The sequence below is a fragment of the Nocardia sp. NPDC051833 genome (assembly GCF_040681225.1).
In the GTDB taxonomy this organism is placed as follows: domain Bacteria; phylum Actinomycetota; class Actinomycetes; order Mycobacteriales; family Mycobacteriaceae; genus Nocardia.
The window spans coordinates 100,512-119,701 of record NZ_JBFAYK010000003.1 but is presented as its reverse complement, the minus strand read 5'-3'; the positions used below and the strand labels follow the sequence as shown (position 1 = coordinate 119,701).

The following is a 19,190-nucleotide window of genomic DNA, read 5'->3' as shown; positions in this document are numbered from 1 at the left end:
TCGGTTCGTCGTGCGGGTTTTCCTACTTCGGCAGGCCCGCCTCGATCGCGGCGATGATGCGCGGGCGCAGGTCGGGAACGCTGACGATGGCGTCGACCGAACCGACCTCGACGGCGCGCTGGATGTTGTGCACGCCGTCGAACTCCGCGGCCACCTCGCCCAGCTTCTCCGCGCGCACCGACGAGCGGACCTCGTCGAGTTCCGCGGTCAGGGTCGCCCGGTCGGTGCCGAACGCGTTGGCGGCCTGGGTCTCCAGGTCGCGCACGCGCGGGTCGGCCGCCGTCCGGGAGTTGACCTCGCCCGCGAAGACCACCGCGGCGGCGGGGGCGCCACCGAGGACGGAGGCGAACGAGCCCTCCAGCGCGAGCACGGTCATGTTCGGGTTCAGCGCCTTGGAGAACACCACGAACGCGCCGCCGTGGTACCGCGAGATCACGGTGAACACGATCGGGCCCTCGAAGTTGACGATGGCGCGACCGATCTCGGCACCGTACTCGAGCTGCAGCTTGCGCATCGACTCCGGCGAGCCGTCGAAGCCCGACAGGTTCGCCAGCACCACCAGCGGCCGGTTGCCGCTGGCCGCGTTGATGGCCCGGGCGGCCTTCTTCGACGACCGCGGGAACAGGGTGCCCGCGGTGTAGGTGTCGGGGCCGTCGGTCGACGGGAAACCACGCCGCGGCACATTGCGCGACTCGATACCCAGCAGGCACACCGGGATACCGCCGAGGTGCGCGTCCTGCACCACCGCGGTCTCGGCGTCGGCCATGCCCGCCCAGCGTTCCAGCACCGGGTGATCCTGGTCGGCCAGCGCGCGCATCACGGTCCGGATGTCGAAGGGCTTCTTGCGGTCCGGGTTGGCGGCCGCGGAGAAGATCTCGCCGACGGTGGCGAAGGAGCTGTCCGCGAGCACGTGCGGGAAGCTCGAGATGTCGCGGTCGCTGGGGTCGACGGTCTGCGAGCGGCGCGGCGACTGCTCGCCGGGCGCGACGTAGGTGTGGTCGTAGTGGGCCATCAGTACGTCGCGGGCGGCGGTCAGGTTCGGCGCCCAGTACTGCGCCTGGCCGTTGGGGCCCATCACGCGGTCGTAGCCACCGATGCCGAAGTTGTCCTCGGCCGAGACGCCGCCGGAGAAGTCCAGCGACTGCTTGCCGGTCAGCACCATCGCCGAGTCCGGGGTCATCACCAGCACGCCCTTGGTGTGCATGAGCATGGTGGCTTCGGCGTTCCAGTACGGCTGCGCGCCGACGTTGATGCCGGCGACCACGATGTTGATCTCGCCGCCGTCCTGGGTGAACTCGACGATCCGCTTGAGCGCGGCGGCGACCCAGTCCATGTTCTCGGTGCCGGACTCCATCGAGATCCGGGCGCCGGAGGACAGCGCGTACCACTCCAGCGGCACCTGCAGGCGTTCGGCGAGATCGAGCGCGGCGATCACGCGGCGGCACTCGGGCTCGGAGAGCGCGCCCAGCGACTTGGTCGGGTCGCCGAGCAGCAGGACGCGGGTGACGCCCTCGGGATGCTGGATGGTCGGGGTGCTGACCACACCGGCGACGATCGCCGCCTTGTTGCGGCCCTTCGGCCGGTCGACGGGGACCAGCACGTGGTCGGCGTCGAGGTCGTACTCGGCGAAATCGCCCAGCACGCCGGTCAGCTCGTACGGGTAGACGGTGTTGCGGCCCGCGGCGCGCAGCACCTTCTGGCGGTACTCGTCGAGCGGCTCGACCGGCTCGTCGGTCAGCTCGCCGACGGTCACCTCGGAGCCGCCGGTCGCGCCGATCGTGATCCGGACGCCGACCTTGGTCAGCTCACCGGTGTTCGGGTCCCGCTGCCGGGCGATGAGCAGGATCTCCTCCAGCCCGGCACCGACGGCGGTCGGCAGCACGTGTCCGCCGATCGTGGCCAGTTCCTCGCTGGTGACATCCATCGGCGGCCAGATGTACATCACGATGCGGTTGGTGTTGAGCCGCTTGGCCGACGGCCGCCGCGACTGCGCCCGGCGGATCGAGTCGACACAGGTCGCGATGGTGCTCTCGGCCGTGGGCAGGGCCAGCAGCCTGCCGTCGTGCTCGCGCAGCGCGGCCAGGTCGCGGACCTGGGCGAAGGCGATCAGGCGGTCGTCGGACGGGTTGCCCTTGGCGACGCACCGGAACAGGTAGACCTCTTCGTCGTCCGAGGACGGCAGGCGGGTCAGGTCGAACTTGCGCAGCCGCTCCATCTGCATCCGCTGCGCGATGTAGGGGTGCAGACCGCGGATCAGCCGCTCCTCCGCCATGCCGGTGGCCGACGGACGGAAGGTGAAGTGGTGGTGCATGACCGCGCCGTTGCTGCCCGCCACCGTCGCGGTGATCCGGTGCACCTGCTGCGGCAGCTGGTAGCCGCCGAGGACCTCCTGCAGGGCCGCGGCCATGGCGTCGGAGTCCTCGGGCTGGGCTTCCCAGCTCAGGTAGATGTCGGCGTCGATCGAGGACGCGCCGCCCGCCAGCTCGCCGAGGCCGCGCACCGCGGTGCCCAGCTCGCCGAAGCTCACCGCGGCCGAGACCAGGCTCGCGCCGTCGCGCTCGGCGACGACGAAGGAGGTGCCGCCGACCTGCTCGGCGCGCACACCGGTCAGGCCCTTGTTGCCGTAGTAGCGGCGGGTCAGCACCTCGAGCAGGACGGTGTGCTCGGGCTTGTCGCGCTCGAGCCGCTGGCCGAGCAGCCGCACCAGCGGCTCGGTGCTGCGCACCATGTCGGCGATGCGGGTGGCGCGATCGGCCGCGTCCGGGTTCGCGTCCAGGTAGGTCAGGTGCTTGCGGACATTGGTGTAGACGCGGGCGCGGTTGCGGCGCAGCAGCGGCTGGCCGTACCAGCCGTAGACCAGACCACGGGTCAGGTCGGCGATCACCGGGAAGCGCACCTGGGTGGCCGCGACCAAGCGCTCCAGCGCAAGGCCGACGGGCTCGCGCAGCACCTGGTCGGGCATCGGCTCGCGCAGCCACTCGCGCAGCAGCGTGGTGATGACCTCGACGGTGTCGGTCGGGCGCTGCTGGGCCAGGAAGATCCGGAAGACCGCGGCCTCGAGATCGGCCGACCGGTCCAGCTCGGTGACGCCGTAGTGGCTCAGCGCCTGCGCCAGCTTGGCCTGGTACGCCTCGGGCAGACCGGCCCGCTCGACGTCGAGGCTCTGCAGGTAGGTGTGGAAGTACTCGCGCGCGCTGTGCAGGTGGCCGACGCTCTGCTCGTCGTCGGCCGCGCGGTTGTGGCTCAGTTCGGCGAGATCGGCGAAGACCTGGACGAGCTCGAGTTCCTCGGCCAGCGGGCGGTGATCGCCTGCGACGGAATCGCGGCGAGCCGCGAGGTACTCGTCGAGGACGCGGCGGTCGTCGTGCGGGTCGACATCGAAGCCGAGCAGCAGGCTGCGCAGGTCCTGCAGACCGCGGGCCAGCCGCTCGTGCGGCTGCCGCGGCGCGGGCTCGGTGGGCAGGTCGAGTTCGACCGTCCCGACCACTTCGGCCTCGCCGGCCTCGTCGTCGTCGGCGAGGGGCTCCAGGCGCAGCAGCGGCGCGCCGGTCTCGACCTGGGTACCGACCGAGACGGCGAGTTCCTTGAGCCGGGCGCGGAACGGCGCGCGCAGCACCGTCTCCATCTTCATGCTCTCCAGCACCAGCACCGCGGCACCTGCCTCGACCTCGGCGCCGACCTCGAGCGGGGTGCCGACGACCAGGGCGGGTGCGGGCGAACGGACGACGCCGCCTTCGTCCCGGCTGATCCGGTGGGTCACGCCGTCGACGTCGACCAGGTGGGTCGGTCCGTGGGTGCCGGTGATCAGGCGGTAGCGGGTGCCGTTGACGACGATCTGCCCGGTGTGCTGATCGAAGCGCTCGAGATCGACGTCGGCGGTGGTCAGTTCGGTCCCGGCCTCGATGCCGACGCGGAACCGGTGCGCGCCGATGCGGGCGACGCGGACCCGGTAGCTCGCGCCACGCAGCTTCAGGTCGAGCGGGCGGCCGCTCTCGTGCTGGACCTGCGGGCGGCCGCCGGAGGCGGTGGACAGCAGGCGGTGCCGCTCGGCGCGCTCCTCGTCCTCGTAGGCGTCGATCGCGGCAGCGGCCAGCGCGATAGCGGAGTGCTGGTGGGTCACCAGGCGGCCCTCGCCGCGGACCCGGTCGATCCAGCCGGTGTCGGCGCTGGCGTCGATCACCTCGGGCTGCTCGAGCAGGTCGAGGACGAAGCTCTTGTTCGTCGCGCCGCCCTCGATGACCACGCGGGTCTGCGCCATGGCCCGGCGCAGCCGGCCCAGGGCCTCGTTGCGGTCGCGGCCGTAGGCGATGATCTTGGCGATCATCGAGTCGAAGTCGGCGGGGATGGTGTCGCCCTCGCTGACGCCGGTGTCCACGCGGATGCCGGGGCCGGCGGGCAGGTCGAGGCGCACGATGCGGCCGGGGGCTGGCGCGAAGTCGCGGTCGGGGTCCTCGGCGTTGAGCCGGGCCTCGATGGCGTGGCCGCGCTCGACCGGCGGGGTGCCCTCGAGCTTGGTGCCGGAGGCCACCGACAGCTGCGCGTGCACGAGATCGACACCGGTGGTGCACTCGGTGATCGGGTGCTCGACCTGCAGGCGGGTGTTGACCTCGAGGAAGGCGAACAGCTCCTCGCCCGGGTGGTACAGGAACTCGACGGTCGCCGCGCCGCAGTAGCCGACCGCGACGGCGAGGCGCTCGGCGGAGGCCTTCAGCTCGCTGGTCTGCTCCGCGCTGAGCACGGGCGAGGCGGACTCCTCGATGACCTTCTGGTTGCGCCGCTGCACCGAGCAGTCGCGGACGCCGAGCGCCCACGCCGTGCCCTGGCCATCGGCGATCACCTGGACCTCGACGTGGCGGGCGCCGGTGACCAGCCGCTCCAGGAAGACCACGCCGCTGCCGAAGGCGCGCGCGGCTTCCTGCTTGGTGCGCTCGTAGGCGTCGACCAGCTCGGCCTCGTTGGTGATGACGCGGATACCGCGCCCACCACCACCGGCGGTGGCCTTGAGCATCAGCGGGTAGCCGATCTCGGCGGCGGCCTCGATGGCGTCCTCGACGGTGTCGACCGCGCCGCGGCTCCACGGCGCGACCGGGACCCCGACCTCCTCGGCGAGCAGCTTGGCGCCGATCTTGTCGCCCAGCTTGCGCATGGCGTCGGCGCTGGGGCCGATGAAGGTGACGCCGATGTGCTCGCACAGCTCGGCGAAGGCCGGATCCTCGGCGACGAAGCCCCAGCCGACCCAGGCCGCGTCGGCCTTGGTGGCCACCAAGGCCTGCTCGAGTACCTTCAGATCCAGGTACGGGCGGGCCGAGGCCGGACCGAGGTCGTAGGCCACGTCGGCGGCCCGGACGAAGGTGGCGTTGCGGTCGACGTCGGTGTACAGGGCGACCGTTTCGATCGGTAGCCCGCTCGCCGCCGCCAGATCACGGACGGCATGGATGAGCCGCATGGCGGCCTCTCCCCTGTTGACGATGGCGATGCGGCTGAACACTCGCCGACTCCTTTCCAATACCGAGTTGTGTGGCCCGGACGGGTACGAATTCGAACTCCGGTTCCAGGGCAGTGTGCACCTCTACTCCGTATATGTGAACAGCGTCCAAGGGTTACCCGCACGTATTGTTGGAGTCGGTCACATCCCGCCCCGGTCAGTGCGGGGTTCCCGGCGTGCCTCGGCGCGCGCGGACGGCACCGGCCGCAGGCGGTACTTCCAGTGTCCTCCGGATCGCGCGACCGGCCGAGAGTAGTGCGCTACCCGGCGCGTCCCGACGTCACTTGACGGCGCCGGTGAGCGCGACGGAAGCGCCCAGTCCGATGATCATCGCGCCCCCGGTGGCGCCCACCGCCTCCAGCCGGCGCGGCGAGCGCGCGAACCAGCTGCGCGCGGTGCCTGCGAGCAGCGCCCAGCTGCTGTCGAGCACCAGCGCCAGCACGGCCATGATCGTCCCGAGCACCACCAGCTGCCCGACCATCGACCCGGCCGCCGGATCGACGAACTGCGGCAGCACCGCGGCGAAGAAGACGATGGCCTTCGGATTGGTGACACCGACGACGTAGCCCTGCCGGAACAGTTTCGTCGCGGCCACCGGCGCCGCGCCCGCCGCCAGCGCCGCCGACAACTCCCGGCGGTGCCGGATGGCCTGCACGCCCAGGTGCAGCAGATACAGCGCCCCGATGATCTTCACCGCCGTCAGCACCAGCGCCGAGACGGCGAGCACGGTGCCGAGACCGGCCGCGACCAGCACCAGCGTCGTCTGCACGCCCATGGCGTGCCCGAACACCGACAGCAGCGCGGCCCGCCGCCCCGAGGTCAGCGCCCGGCCGACCGCGAACAGCACGCCCGGCCCCGGCACGACGACGATGACGAACGCCGCCGCGAGGAACGCGAGCAGATTCGGAAGCGGAACCATCCACCGACCGTACGGACCGAACAGCCTGTCCGGCAAGGTTTTCAGAACAACGCGCCGAGCAGCCGGGTGCAGCGGGCGATCATCGCCTCGGCGCTTTCGTCCGGGTGCCGCAGCCACCAGTTCACCAGCGCCGTCACCACACCCATCCAGACATCGGTGAGCGCGGACAGGTCGGCGGGGTCGGTGATGCCGCGTTCGGCGAGCAGGGCGGCGGCGCCGCGATACGCCTGCTCGGCGAGGCGGCGTTCGGCCCGGTGCGAGGCCTCGGCCGCGACACCGTCCGGTGGGTACGACCGGTCGAGCAGCACGTTCCAGTCGTGTGGTCGGCGCGCCAGCACGGCGATGACGACTTCGAGTGTGTGCTCGGCCATCTCGATCCCCGGGGTGCCGTCGAAGACCGGTTCGATGGCACCGCACACCGTGTCGGCCGCCCGTTCGACACACGCGGCGTAGAGCCCCTCTTTGCTGCGAAAGTAGTGGAACACCATGGGTTTGGAGACCCCGGCCGCGGTCGCCACGGCGCCCGGGGACAGCCCGGCGTAGCCGACCCGGCTGATCTGCTCGCCGGCGATGTCGAGGATCTGCTGTTCGCGCTCGGCGCGCGGCACGCCTTTCGTTCCCGCGGTGCCCATCACGCCCTCCTTCACCCGGTTGACCGTGTCCGGCCACCAGGTAATTTACTGCCTCCCCGAAGACGGTCAATTGAGCGGGCGTCCATCTCGGGCGCGGCGCACAGCTGGTTGACGCCGAATTGACCAAACGGTAATTTCCCCATCGGTCAGCTCGATGACGTCCAGCGAAAGGCGCCGATCCATGGCGATCACGACTCCCCTGCTCCACGGCATTCAACGCACCGTCTCCGGCTCGCACGCGGTGAACGGCACCCCGTACGACCCGAGCACCCCGTTCCATCCGCCCCGCGGGCGCTACCGCACCGTGCACTACGGCCTGATGTTCCCCGGCCTGCCCGCGCCGCTGAACTTCCTGGACTTCATCACCGTGATCGGGCAGCCGAAGGTACGGGCGTTCCGCAACGCGCACCTGATCGAGACCACCGCGGCCGATACCGCGAACCTGCTGGCGGGCACGGCGGTCCGCTTCCCCGGCCAGTTCCGCGGTTACCAGGTCGCCCGGGATCTGGAGCTGGCGCCGGACGCGAGCCTGATCCGGTTCGGCGAGGACTTCGCGCTGCGCGGCAGCCATCCGGACTTCCTGGTCACCTACCGCAATCCGGAGTTCCGCGCGGATCTGCGGGTGCGCGCCACCGACAAGATCGCGCACTTCGCCAAGATTCGCGGCGGGCTCTACGACCACTGGTCGCTGCTGTGCGAGTACGAGGGGACCGTCGAGCATCAGGGCACCCGCTACGCGCTGTCCGGGCTCAACACCCTGGAATACGCCCGCGCCGTCTCGGTCGACCTGTTCATCGACTTCTTCACCTATCAGATCATCAACATCGACGCCGACACCCAGGTGCTGATGGTGGAAGTGCGTGGGCCACTGGGGGTTCCGTTCCAGCAGACGGTGTACGTGCGGTCCCGCACCGACCACGGCGGCGCCTACGAGAACGGCTACCGGTACCAGATCACCCGGTACGAGCCCACGCCACGACGGACACCCGAGGGCCGGGAGATGACGCTGGGCACCGCGTTCACCTGGGCGGTCGACGACGACAACGGCGACCGGCTGATCGAGATCGACGCCGTCGCCAACGACGACTACATCTACGGCATGGCCGGTGGCTACGTCGGCAGCTACCGCTACACCGGCACCTTCCGCGGCCGCCCCGTCACCGGCACCGGCTACGTCGAACAGATCGGCACGCCGTAGCCCCACCCGGCGGCGGCGCCGTGGCGCGGACACGGTGATCAGCGGGCCGGGAACCGCAGGATCCGGTCGTCGCCCGCGCGGACGTCGCCGCGGCCGTCGGTATTGGAGGTGGTGAGCCACAGCGCGCCGTCCGGGGCCACCGCGACGGTGCGCAGGCGGCCGTAGGACTCCCGCAGGAAATCCACCGGATTCGTCGCGTCACCCGCGGACAGCGTCGCGGTCCAGAGTCGTTCCCCGCGCAGCGCGGCCACGTACACGGTGTCGCCCGCGATGGCGATGCCGGAGGGCGAGGACTCGGCGGTCGTCCAGGTGAGCAGCGGCTCGGTGAAGCCGCGGTCCGCGCCGCCCGCCCCTTCGACGACGGGCCAGCCGTAGTTGCGGCCCGGCTCGATCCGGTTGAGCTCGTCCCAGCGGTTCTGACCGAACTCGGCGGCGTAGAGGGTGCCCGCGCGGTCCCAGGCCAGGCCCTGCACATTACGGTGGCCGAGACTCAGGACCGGCGACCCCGGAGTCGGATTGCCCGGCGCGGGTGCGCCTTCGGGGGTGAGCCGCAGGATCTTGCCGTTCGGGCTCGCCGGGTCCTGCGAGCGGGCGCTCTCGGCCGCGTCGCCGGTGCCGACGTACAGCATGCCGTCCGGCCCGAAGGCGATCCGGCCACCATTGTGGTTGCCCGCCTTCGCGATTCCGCCGTAGACCAGTTCTTGCGGTTCCCCCGGCCGGAAACGCACGATGCGATTGTCGTCGGCCGCGGTGAGATACGCGTAGACATACCGGGTCTCGGCGTAGTCCGCAGCGACGGCGAGACCGAGCAGTCCGCCCTCGCCGCGGGCGACGACGCCGGACACCTGATGGACCGGCTCCGGCGCACGACCGGGCGTCACGCGCTGGACGCGGCCCGAGTCCCGCTCGGCCACCAGGGCCGCGCCGTCCGGCAGGAACGCGAGCCCCCACGGCACGTCGAGGCCGCGCGCGATCTCCTCGGCCGATCCCAGCGCGGGGCTGCCCGTCGGCGTGCTCGGCGCGGTCGAGGACACGGCGGCGGTGGGCGCGCTCCGGTCCGGCTCGTCGCTCGCGCAGGCGGTGCCCGCGAGGGCGACCACCAGCGCGGCGCCGAGGACAGCTCGTCGGCGACCGGTCGTCACCCCACCCATGGTGTCAGATCAGCTTGGCGAGCTGGTCGCGGTCGGTGGCGTCGAGTTTGATGCACGCGCGATAGATGTGGCCCTCGACGGTGCGGACCGAGACACAGAGCCGTTCGGCGATGGCCCGGTTGGACAGCCCGCGGCCGATCAGCGCGGCGATCTCGCGCTCGCGCTCGGTGATCGGGAGCGGGCGGGCCGCCGCCGTGATGGCAGGCGTGCCTGCACCGTCGCAGCGGGCCGCGAGCGCGGTGGCGCGGGCCGCGGCCTGGGCGCTGGGGCGGCGCTGGCCCGCGTGGTCGAAGATCGGGACGGCCTGGGCCGCGGCGTCGGCGGCGGCCAGCAGCATCCCCACGGCCTCGAACTCCACGCTGACCGCGGCCAGTGCCGTGGTGTCGCCGTGAGCAACGGCGGCGGCGTGGCGGGCGTAGATGTCGGCCACCGGTCCCTGCACGCGGGCCGCGACGGTGGCGAGCCGGGTGCCGAGGGAGCGGTCGCCGAAGCGGGCGGCGTGATGCAGCGCCTCCGCCTCCTGCGCGAACTGACCGGTGCGGTGGGCCAGGTCGGCGGCCTTGCGGGCCAGGTCGATCGCGGCGTGCTGGCTGTGCTCGGCCGCGGCCACCCAGGCGCGGGCGATCATCCGCTGCGGCTCGTGCAGGGCCATGTGCGGGCCGCTGTGCTCCTCGGCGTCGGCGAGCACCCGCTCGGCCTGGTCGACCTCGCCCACCGCCGCGTAGGCCCGGGCCAGCACCAGCCGGGCTGGCAGCTGCCAGGGCAGCGTGCAGTCGGCGTTGAGCGCGGCCAGTGCCTGTTCGAAGGCGGTGATGGCGGCCCGGAACCGGCCGCGATAGGTCGCGACGACGCCGATCGCGATGCGGGCGATGGCCCAGCCGGCGAACTGGCCCGCCGAGGAGAACTCCCGGTATTCCGAGGCCCGCTGTTCGGCCTGGTCCAGGTCGCCGATCATGGTCAGGGCCATCACGTCGCCGTAGCGCACCATCACCCGGATCAGGCCGTCGGTGGACTTCTGTTCGGCCGTGATCCGCGCCGCGATCGGAGCGAAATCGGCACCGCGGCCGACGAACGGCAGCGCGAGCCCGAGGGTGAACGCCGCGAAGTCGGCGGCCTGCCGGGGCGAGTCCGGATCGGCGAGCACCCGCTCGGCCTCCGCGACGCCGACGGCGAGCCGGTTCTCGTGCACCGCCATCGCCGCCCGGACCGCGTCGACCAGCAGCCGCAGCGACGGATGCTCCACGCGGGCGGCGACCAGGTCGATCACCTGGTGGGCCCGGTCGACATCGCCGAGCGACCAGAACTGCAGGCTCGCGCGCGGCAGGCCCCACTGCACCACCTGCAGCGGATCGAGCCGGTCCGGGTCGAACCTGGCGAGGATCTCGTCGGCCTCGTGCGGCTTGCCCTGCCACAGCAGCGCCCGCGACAGCAGTTCGGCCGCGCGCAGGCCGCCGCAGCGCTCGCAGGCGGCGCGGGCCAGCCGCTCGCCCAGCGGCAGGTTCGCCAGCGCGATCGCGTCCTTGGCGGCGTTGATCAGCAGCATGATGTCGATCGGCTGATCGCTGTCAACGCACAGCTGCGCCAGCCGGATCCGCTCCGCCGGCGTGTCCAGCGCCCGGTCACGCAGGGTCTCGACGATGCGGCCGCGCCGGGAGCGGGCCGCGGCGGTGCCGATCCGGCGGCGGACCACCTCGCCGAGCAGCGGATGGCTGAACCGGACGTCGACCGAGGTGCCGTGGCGGCAGACCCGGATCAGACCGCTGAGCTCGGCGGCGTCGACGGCGTCGACCCCCACCAGCTCGGTGAGGATGTCGATGTCGAGCGGCTCGTAGACCGACAGCATCCGCAGCGCGTCGAGCACCGGTTCGCCCGCCCTGGTCAACCGCTCGTCGAGCAGGTCGACCAGACCGGACGGCACCGCGGTCGGACCGCGCAGCTGCCAGACCCCGTTGACGTCGGTCAGCGTGCGCGCCTCGACCGCGCCCTCGACCATGTTGCGCAGGAACAGCGGGTTGCCGCCGGAGGCCTCCCACATGACATCGGCGCTGAGTCCCTCCAGCGTCCCGCCCAGCACGGTCTCGACCAGGGCGGTGCACTGCGGTTTGGACAGCGGGGTGAGTTCCACGCGGGCGAGGAACCCGTCCTTCCACAGTGAGGTGATCGCGTCGGGCACGGGCTCGCCGGAGCGGACCGTGGCCACGATGCGCGCGCTGCGGTCGACGGCGATCTGGTGCACCAGGGTGGCGGAGAGGGTGTCGAGCAGGTGCGCGTCATCGACACCGATCACCGTATCCGGTTGCGCCAGTACGTTTTCCCGCGCCGAGTGCAGCAGGGCGAGTGGATCACGCGAGGCCGAGGCGGCGATCCAGGGGGCGAACGCGCCGAGCGGAATGGCTTGTGATGAGGCGGTGCACGCCACCCAGCGGACCGGCTCCGCGAGCACCGCGGTGACCAGCCGGGCCAGCGTGGTCTTGCCGATGCCTGCGGCGCCGACCACTATCACTCCGCCGGTGTTCGTGTTCGTCAAAGCCGTACGGACGGCATCGAATTCGGCGGGGCGATCGAGCAGTTGCCACAATTCGCCCATACACCAAAATTCTAGTTCGCGACCGGCTCCCCCACAACGGATCGGAGCAGTGGTCATGGCGGCAGCTCGGTGGCGTCGCGGGGCTCGAGCCGCGGCGCGTTGTTGACGTCGTGGCGGTAGTCGCTCGACGCCTCGTAGACCCGCTTCTTGAGCCGGTTGATCGACCCCAGCGGGCGATGCGCGTCCAGGCCGCGCCAGGAGTTGAACGACAGCACGTCGTCGCCGTAGGCGCGGCGCTGCGGGGTGTAGGGATCCTGGACGTCGAACCGGATGGTCGCGACGGTGCGATGCGGAGACGCCTCCTCCGGCCACGGCACGGTCGCGTCCTCGATCGGCATGGCGGCCACGTCGGTGCACAGCTGCGCGCGCAGTTCGTAGGTGGCGCTGTGCGCGCCGAAGAAATCGATGATCGCGTCCTGGTGGGCGTTGACCCCGGCCGCCGTGCTCACCGGTTGCCCTTGCAGCGCAGCGGCTTCCGGTGAGACCGGGACGTAGAGCAGCTTGGCGACGTAGTCGCCGTAGCGGATCGGCGCCGAGGTGTAGAAGGTCTCGCCGAGGATGTGGGTGTTGGGCGCGACGAACACCCCCAGATTCGGCGGCACCCGCTTACCGATCCGCCGCAGCACGTGCTTGTCCAGGGCCGCGACGAGATCGCTGCCGGTGCGAAGGACTTCGTCGGGCAGCCGGGCCAGCACCCAGGCGGTCGGCATGCCCTGGGTGAGGTAGGCGTGCGCGTCGGCGAACAGGAACTCCCGGTGGGTCACCATGATGAAGTCCTGGGTGGTGGCCTCGTCGCCGGCCATCGCGCGTGGGCCGTGCACGCCCAGCACCTTGATGCCCAGGCCGCGCACACCACGCAACTGATCGCTGCGGATGACCCCGGAGGTGCTCGACAGCCGGGCGATGACCGGATACGTCCCCGGTCGGGCGAACAGGCCCTGGGCCAGCTCGGGGGGCAGGCCGGCGGGCACGGTCAGTTCGCCGCGCAGGATGCCGTGGCTCTTGGCGTGCGCGTCGCGCAGGCCGCGCTTGTACTTGCGATAGGCGCGTTCGTTGTTGTCGCGCAGGACCGCGATGATCTTGTCGATGATCTGTTCTTCGTCGGGGCGCGGCTGTTCCAGGTCGTCGCGAAAGCGAAGGTAGGTCATCGCGGAGTCCTCCACGGGGCGAAGGGATTCGCGACGCCCTCCAGGGCGGGCGCCAGCGTGGGGAAATGCCGCAGCAGCACGGTGCGCATGCTGTTGTCGCGCACCCAGGCCATGCCGGCCTCGGTGTAGATCTCGGGCCGGAAGTCGGTGGTGAAGAACCGGTCGGCCGACAGCCGCCGCGAGGCCATCAGCACGAAGACCCGGAAGGCGGTGTCGCTGAAGCCGAAACCGGGTGGCTTGGGCTCGGCGTACAGGCCGATCATCAGGTCGACGTCGTCGACATCGCCGTAGATCTCTTCGAGCTCAGCCGCCCACTGTGGGTTGTCGGTCAGCTCGTCGAACGAGGCGGCGGGCGGGAGCCGCAGCTGACGCCGGAACTCGTTGTAGCGCGGCACCCCTCGTTCGCGGACCCGCAGGATGTCGATGGTGGCGAGGTCGATCAGGGGCTGACCGGGACGGGCCAGCTCCTGCAGGTGGCGTGGATAGTTGTGCAGCGTCAGCGCGCCGGGATGGGCGCGGCCGAAGGAGTAGAACAGCGTGTCCATCGGGGTCTCGCCGAGGCGCTCGCGGATGTGGGCGACCCCCAGCGCGGGGAACGGATGCTCGGCCAGCACCCGGTCGTCGGTGAGACTGCGCACCACGAGGTCGTCGGGGATCAGCGGGTGCATCCGGTACACCGAGACGAACTCCTCGGTCAGCGCGTAGGGCACGCCGTGGTCGTCGACCGCGGAACCCGGGATGCCGGAGAGCACTTCGTTGCCGACGAGGCGGCCGAACCGGCGCGAGAGGCGCTCACCGAGGACGCCGAACCAGTTGGCGCGCATGGCGGCGACGGTGGTGGGGTGGGCGATGATCGCCGGGGTCCAGTCGACGGTGTGGATCTTGGCGATCAGCGCCGCGTTGATCAGGCGCGCGGTGTCGTAGAGCTGCTGGTCGTCCAGGTCGGGGTAGCGGCGCGAGAGGCGGCGGCAGATCGCGTTGTGCTCGCGCAGGAACAGCGAATGCAGCAGCGCCAGGCCGACCCAGGCGTTGGCGGCCGCGTCCGAGAGCGCGAGCAGGCTCGCCGCGTCCAGCGGGGGCAGGCCGAGCTCGTCGATCACCAGTTCGCCGTTCTTGCCCGAGCGCAGGGCGGAGGCGAATGCCGGTGTGCTGCCATAGATCTGGGAGGCGTCCCACCAGTGCGAGTCCTCGGTGACATGGCTCGGCGGATCGCCCGGTTCGGCACCGGGAACCGCTGCGGTGCGCTGGATCGTCATCGGCCGTTCGGGCCAGGGGTCGTGCTCGTCGAGGGTCACCCGGAACGGCTCGCGGTCGGTGCGGGTGTGACTGAACCAGTCGTGCACCTCGAACTGGATCCAGGCCGCCGCCAACAGGTTCAGTGTGGTGGCTGGCTGGAAGCGGTCGCGGGCCAGTAGGCGCAGGCTGACCTGGCGCGGGTTGGGCTCCTGGATCCGGACGGCGTCCTCCGGATGGCTGTGCTCGGGGGCGAAATTGCGTCCGAACCGGCAGCCGACCGAGCCGGTGCGCGGATCGTCGGCGTTGTTGTAGGAGCCGTCGATGGTGCGCGCGGCACGGTGTTCGCCGGTCGTGTCCGGTGGCAGTGGTCCGGCCGGATGTCGGCCGGTGTCGAAGAGATTGCGGGAACGCAGCCTGCTGCGCAGGCCGACCAGCACGGCCAGCCCCAGCGGCGTCGGTAACCGGAACCAGCCCACCCGCCGGTCGAGCGCTTCGGCGGCCTCGACCGCGGCGCGGGCGACGAACGACAGGTGGGGTGGCGACGACTGCGGCGGAATCGCCGGCTCTGCCTCGACCATCGAGAACCTCCACATAGCTGACTGGCTCGAACCGCGATGTACGAGAAGTGGTCGAAGATCAGTTTCCTCCTCCGACGTGACCTATGTCATGAGTAGTGCACTACTCATGGCCGTGACCGGCCCGTGTCCGGAATACCGCCGTGGCGCCGTGAACCGGCCCGCGGCAATCGAGTAGCGAATTACGCGCGCCGAGCGGTGGGGCGATGGGCGACGCTGCTCGGGTGAATACTCCGATCGAAATCAAGGTCAATGTCGACGGGGACCTCGTCGATGCCCAAACCCGGCTCGGCTGTACCAACGCCGCCGCGATCAGCCGGGATGTGTGGTTCGCCGAACCCAGGGTCCCCGGCGCCCGTGGCGCGCCCGCCCTGCTGGCGGGCCGGATCGCCATCCGGCTGCGCAGCGGCGACTACGACGACCTGACCGTCAAACTGCGGCCGTGCACCGCCGCGCAGCTGGTCGGCCGCTGGGCGACGCCGTTCACCGAGCCCGGGATGCAGTACCGCGTCGAGGGCGACTGGTGCGGCGACCGCCGGGTGCTGTCGGCCTCGGTGGTGAGCAGGCGCCCGGCCGGTTCGCTGCGGGTGGCCGCCCTGTGCGGCGAGGACGTCACCGAGGCGCTGGACTCGGCCCAGCGTCAGTTCCTGGTCAGCTGCACGCCCCCCGGTGTCGCGGTCGATCATCTGCGGGCGATGGGCCCGGTGGCGTCGACGAAGTGGACGAACGTCGCCGTCGGCGAGCTGGCGGTCGACGCCGAGCGGTGGACCGTCGGCGGCCTCGACCTGTTCGAATTGTCCCTGCGAGTGACCCCCTGGCCCGGCGAGTCCGCCACCGACCTGCACGCGCGCGCCCTCGACGTGCAGCGCGCGCTGCACACCGCCGTCCGCGGCTACGGGCTGTCCATCTCGACCGAGCTGACCAAGACCGAGCAGGTCCTCACCCTGCTCGCCGAGACGAGCTCGGTCGTCGAGTAGGCGCTACCCCGGCCGGGTCACCAGCGGCTTGCCGGTCTCGCCGTCCGTGTCCGGTGCCCCGGCCGCGCGCGCTCCGCGCAGCCCGGCGAAGACCGGATCGTCGAGGGCCCGCTCGGCCACCTCGTGCCCGAGGGCGCGGTAGGCCTCGAAATCCCATTCGCTGTAGAGCTGGTCGCCGGTGGAGGTGTACGGGAAGTCCGGATGCGCCCTGCTGTAGTTCTCCAGGTCCCAGCTCAGGTCGTCGACCAGTTGCGACCTGACGTAATAGATGTCGGTGGTGGCGCCGTCGAGATGCGTGGCGACACCGCGCGCCCACGCCTTGTGTGCTCGCTTCCGGTCGCCGCGCAGCATCTGCCGCAGGTCGACGCTGATCTGCACGCAGTGGTCCATGCGCGCCGTCGCGATGGCCTCGGCCAGCGCGCAGAACCGGTCGTCGGGACTGCCGCTGGCGTCGAGGACGATGACCGCCGCGGGCCGCCTGCGCAGCGCCTCCACCAGCCCGAGGTTGTCGTAGTGCCCGCCGTCGGTGACGTAGAGCCAGCGGTCGTAGAGCGACGGATTGCCGAACGCCTCGCGCAGCAGCCGATACGGTCCCGGCTTGTCGGCCCAGCTGTACAGCGCGGGCAGCTTCGCGGCGAGCTTGCCCTGCGGGACGGGCTGCCAGTACGGATTCGGCAGCCACACCCCCAGGCGCGCGTTGAGCAGGGCGAGCAGGATCCGCACCGGCCGGGTGCGAGCGCTCTCGCGGCCGGTCAGCGGGCTGAACGCGGCGCCGCTGATGGCCATCGCGGCGGGCACGGTGACATCGCGATACCGGTAGTCGGCCAGCTGCTCGTAGGTCCCGGTCGGGCGCAGGCCGTCCTGGGTGAGCGCGCGGTCGCCGACGACACCGATCCGCTCCGGATCGAAGACGAACGGCACACAGCCACGCCGGGTGGGCACGAAGGCGACGTCGTTGGCGTTGGCGGCGGCCGCGATGACCAGCCGCGGCCCGTGCCCGACCGGCCTGCCGTAGTCGGAGTAGCGCAGCGCGGTGCTGTAGGGCAGCGGCACCGCCTGGTGCGAGCGCGGATCCTTGTCCACGAGAAAGGCTTTCGACAGCGCTTCCCGGTAGTAGGTGTGCAGCGAGGTGCGGTTGGCGTCGGTGAACACCTTGATCGCGACGGCGATGCCGATCATCCACCAGGCCAGCGTCCAGTTCGAGCGGGCGTGCGCGTCGGTGGCGAAGACCGTCGTCCAGCGCAGCAGCAGGACGACCGCGACCGCGACGATCAGCGCGCTGCCCAGCCACGGCGCGACCTGCTTGCGCATCACCGCGAGCACGCGTCCGTACCAGCCGCTCGATCCCTCCCCGGTGTGCAGGCCCTTCCACGCCGAGCGGCCGAGCCCGATCACCGCGATCAGCGTCGCGGTGAAGGTGAGCGCGCCCTTGCCGCCCGGGTCGACGAGCCCGACCAGCAGCGTCGTCGCCGCGCCGCCGGACCCGTCCGTCACCCGGCTCAGCGCGTACAGCGCGACCGGAACCCCGACGAGCAGCACGGCCAGCGGCACCCCGATCCCGAGCAGCACCCGCGATGCCTTCGCGAGGATGTTGCGCATCCGGTCCGGCACCATCGTCAGCCGGTCCCAGGCCTTTTCCAGCACGAACGCCGCCAGCGCCAGCGCGAACGGGCCGAGCGCGATCGCCAGATACCAGTACCCGCCCGCCGGGACCAGGTGCAGCTCCAGCCGATCGCCGTCGCGGGTGAGCACATCGATGTCGTCGAGCAGCCAGCCCAGCCACCACGACACCGCCAGCAGCGCGATCCCGACCAGTGTCGCGTTCACGGCGATGCCGTAGAGCAGGGAGAACACGGCGCGGAACTTGTCGGTGCCGCGCGGCATCAGGTAGCGCGTGCGGCGGCGCAGATAGGCCAGTTCCGAGGATTCGAGCGCGTACGGATCGGTGAAGTTGCGGTGCACGATGTGCATTGCCGCGGCGATGTAGCCGCCACCGCTCACCCCGACCACGGCGGCCGCGCTCTGGTAGCGCCCCCGGTCACGCAGCACCTGCAACGCGCCGAGGCAGAACGACGCGGACCGGATACCCCCGCCGGAGCAGCAGATGACGAGTCCATCGGGCGCCGTGGCGGCGGCCGGGGTCTGGGCGTACTTCGGTTGCGACGGGTCGTCGCCGGCCAGGCGGTTCTTGGTGCCGCTGTACCAGATGATCGCGGTGATCACGAGGGCCAGCAGCAGGAAGAACAGGTGCAGCCCCGCCTGGGCGCGCAGCGCCATGACGGTGGCGCCACCGCACGAGGCGGGCGCGCCGGTCAGCTGGATCGCCAGCACGAGGTCGACCACGCCGTCGCCCGCGGACAGGATCAGCGAGCCGACGAACACCCATTTCGCGAACCGGGCGTACTTCGGGTCCAGCCGCAGGGAATAGATGTAGACGTAGTACCGGTAGGTCGCCGTCGGCGCGGCGATCGCCATCATGGCGCCCACCAGCAATGCCAGCAACCCCGCGGTGTGGCATTCCTGCGGCGTGCGCGCGCCGAGCGGGAACGCCATCGTCGCCTGCACCGCGACGAGGAAGACCACGATGCCGGTGGTGGACACGAAGACCTTGCCCCGCCCGACCTGTTCGATGGTCGCCAGGCCCGAGGTGACGTGGTCACCGCTGGCCCGCACGGGCGATCCGGCGTGCTGTTCGGCTGTGGTCATGGCGGTCAGTTCACGATGATGAAGTTGAAGAGCACCCGCAGGTTGGCGTCCCAGCCGACGTGGTAACGCACCGTCATGGTGCCGTCGGCGTGCGGGACGACATTGAGGACCTGCATCGTCGCGGGTCCGAGGAACGGGGTGCCGTCGGCGTCGACCTCGGTCAGGCTGACCGAGACCTGGCTGTCGGCCAGCACCGTGGCGTTCGGGAAACCGAACACCCAGGCGCCCGTTCCATGGGTACGGAGCACCTTCTGGGCCCAGAAGAGGGAGGAGACGTTGGTCCGGTCGATTCCCCTCGTCCCGACGCCGTTGTCGGGACCGCCGGCCGGTGCCTTCGTCGTTTCGAACCACTCCTCCTCGGTGTCCGGGCTGGCTGCCAGGACCGCGTCCTCGGTATCCGAATCGAACATCTCCCTGTCCTTCCGAAGAGTGGGGAGATTCCCACATCGCTATGGTCGCGCATCCGGTACCCGTTCCGAACGCGTACCGCACTACTCCACCTCGGCGCGGCGATTTCGCCGATTGGGGTAGTGCCGCACGCTATCGAGACAGGTACGGCCGCCGAAGAATTGATCC

The 19,190-nt window shown here is 71.0% G+C and carries 11 protein-coding genes; 2 read left to right on the top strand and 9 right to left on the bottom strand.

What is annotated here, in order from left to right:
• Positions 1 to 22: 22 nt before the first annotated feature.
• The 3 genes from AB0L91_RS25140 to AB0L91_RS25130 form a co-directional block, all read right to left on the bottom strand.
• Positions 23 to 5,488 (bottom strand): carboxyl transferase domain-containing protein, encoded by a 5,466-nt coding sequence (locus tag AB0L91_RS25140; protein WP_365013957.1) that lies wholly within the window; start codon positions 5,486 to 5,488, stop codon positions 23 to 25.
• Between the two features lie 277 nt (positions 5,489 to 5,765).
• Positions 5,766 to 6,404: a LysE family translocator gene (locus tag AB0L91_RS25135; protein ID WP_357348665.1), complete on the bottom strand. Its 639-nt coding sequence runs from the start codon at positions 6,402 to 6,404 to the stop codon at positions 5,766 to 5,768.
• 41 nt (positions 6,405 to 6,445) lie between these two features.
• The gene (locus tag AB0L91_RS25130) at positions 6,446 to 7,036 is read right to left on the bottom strand and encodes a TetR/AcrR family transcriptional regulator (protein ID WP_365013955.1); all 591 of its coding nucleotides are present in this window, start codon (positions 7,034 to 7,036) and stop codon (positions 6,446 to 6,448) included.
• A gap of 181 nt (positions 7,037 to 7,217) precedes the next feature.
• On the opposite strand from AB0L91_RS25130, the gene AB0L91_RS25125 reads away from it, so the two are divergent.
• Positions 7,218 to 8,234 carry a DUF6670 family protein gene (locus AB0L91_RS25125; RefSeq protein WP_365013952.1) on the top strand — a complete coding sequence of 339 codons (1,017 nt, stop codon included), beginning with the start codon at positions 7,218 to 7,220 and terminating at the stop codon, positions 8,232 to 8,234.
• 38 nt (positions 8,235 to 8,272) lie between these two features.
• On the opposite strand, the gene AB0L91_RS25120 is transcribed toward AB0L91_RS25125, so the two are convergent.
• From AB0L91_RS25120 to AB0L91_RS25105, 4 genes are read right to left on the bottom strand one after another with little or no spacing between them, the layout of a single operon-like run.
• Positions 8,273 to 9,376 carry a PQQ-dependent sugar dehydrogenase gene (locus AB0L91_RS25120; RefSeq protein ID WP_365013950.1) on the bottom strand — a complete coding sequence of 368 codons (1,104 nt, stop codon included), beginning with the start codon at positions 9,374 to 9,376 and terminating at the stop codon, positions 8,273 to 8,275.
• 13 nt (positions 9,377 to 9,389) lie between these two features.
• Positions 9,390 to 11,972 carry a LuxR C-terminal-related transcriptional regulator gene (locus AB0L91_RS25115; RefSeq protein WP_365013948.1) on the bottom strand — a complete coding sequence of 861 codons (2,583 nt, stop codon included), beginning with the start codon at positions 11,970 to 11,972 and terminating at the stop codon, positions 9,390 to 9,392.
• Positions 11,973 to 12,025: 53 nt separating this feature from the next.
• Positions 12,026 to 13,120, bottom strand: coding sequence for a catalase family protein (locus AB0L91_RS25110; protein WP_365013945.1), 1,095 nt, complete (start codon positions 13,118 to 13,120; stop codon positions 12,026 to 12,028).
• A complete protein-coding gene (locus AB0L91_RS25105; protein WP_365013942.1) occupies positions 13,117 to 14,934 on the bottom strand; it encodes a peroxidase family protein in 1,818 nt (605 codons plus the stop codon). The genes AB0L91_RS25110 and AB0L91_RS25105 overlap by 4 nt, the downstream gene beginning before the upstream one ends.
• A 221-nt stretch (positions 14,935 to 15,155) precedes the next feature.
• Between AB0L91_RS25105 and AB0L91_RS25100 the strand changes: the two genes are divergently transcribed.
• Positions 15,156 to 15,908 carry a hypothetical protein gene (locus AB0L91_RS25100; protein WP_357348651.1) on the top strand — a complete coding sequence of 251 codons (753 nt, stop codon included), beginning with the start codon at positions 15,156 to 15,158 and terminating at the stop codon, positions 15,906 to 15,908.
• Between the two features lie 3 nt (positions 15,909 to 15,911).
• Here the strand turns inward: AB0L91_RS25100 and AB0L91_RS25095 are convergent, their stop codons facing one another.
• Both AB0L91_RS25095 and AB0L91_RS25090 read right to left on the bottom strand, forming a co-directional pair.
• On the bottom strand, positions 15,912 to 18,614 hold the full coding sequence (locus tag AB0L91_RS25095; RefSeq protein ID WP_365013939.1) for a hypothetical protein: 2,703 nt from the start codon (positions 18,612 to 18,614) through the stop codon (positions 15,912 to 15,914).
• Between the two features lie 5 nt (positions 18,615 to 18,619).
• Positions 18,620 to 19,024, bottom strand: a complete 405-nt coding sequence (locus AB0L91_RS25090; protein WP_357348648.1) for a hypothetical protein — start codon at positions 19,022 to 19,024, stop codon at positions 18,620 to 18,622.
• Positions 19,025 to 19,190: the final 166 nt, after the last annotated feature.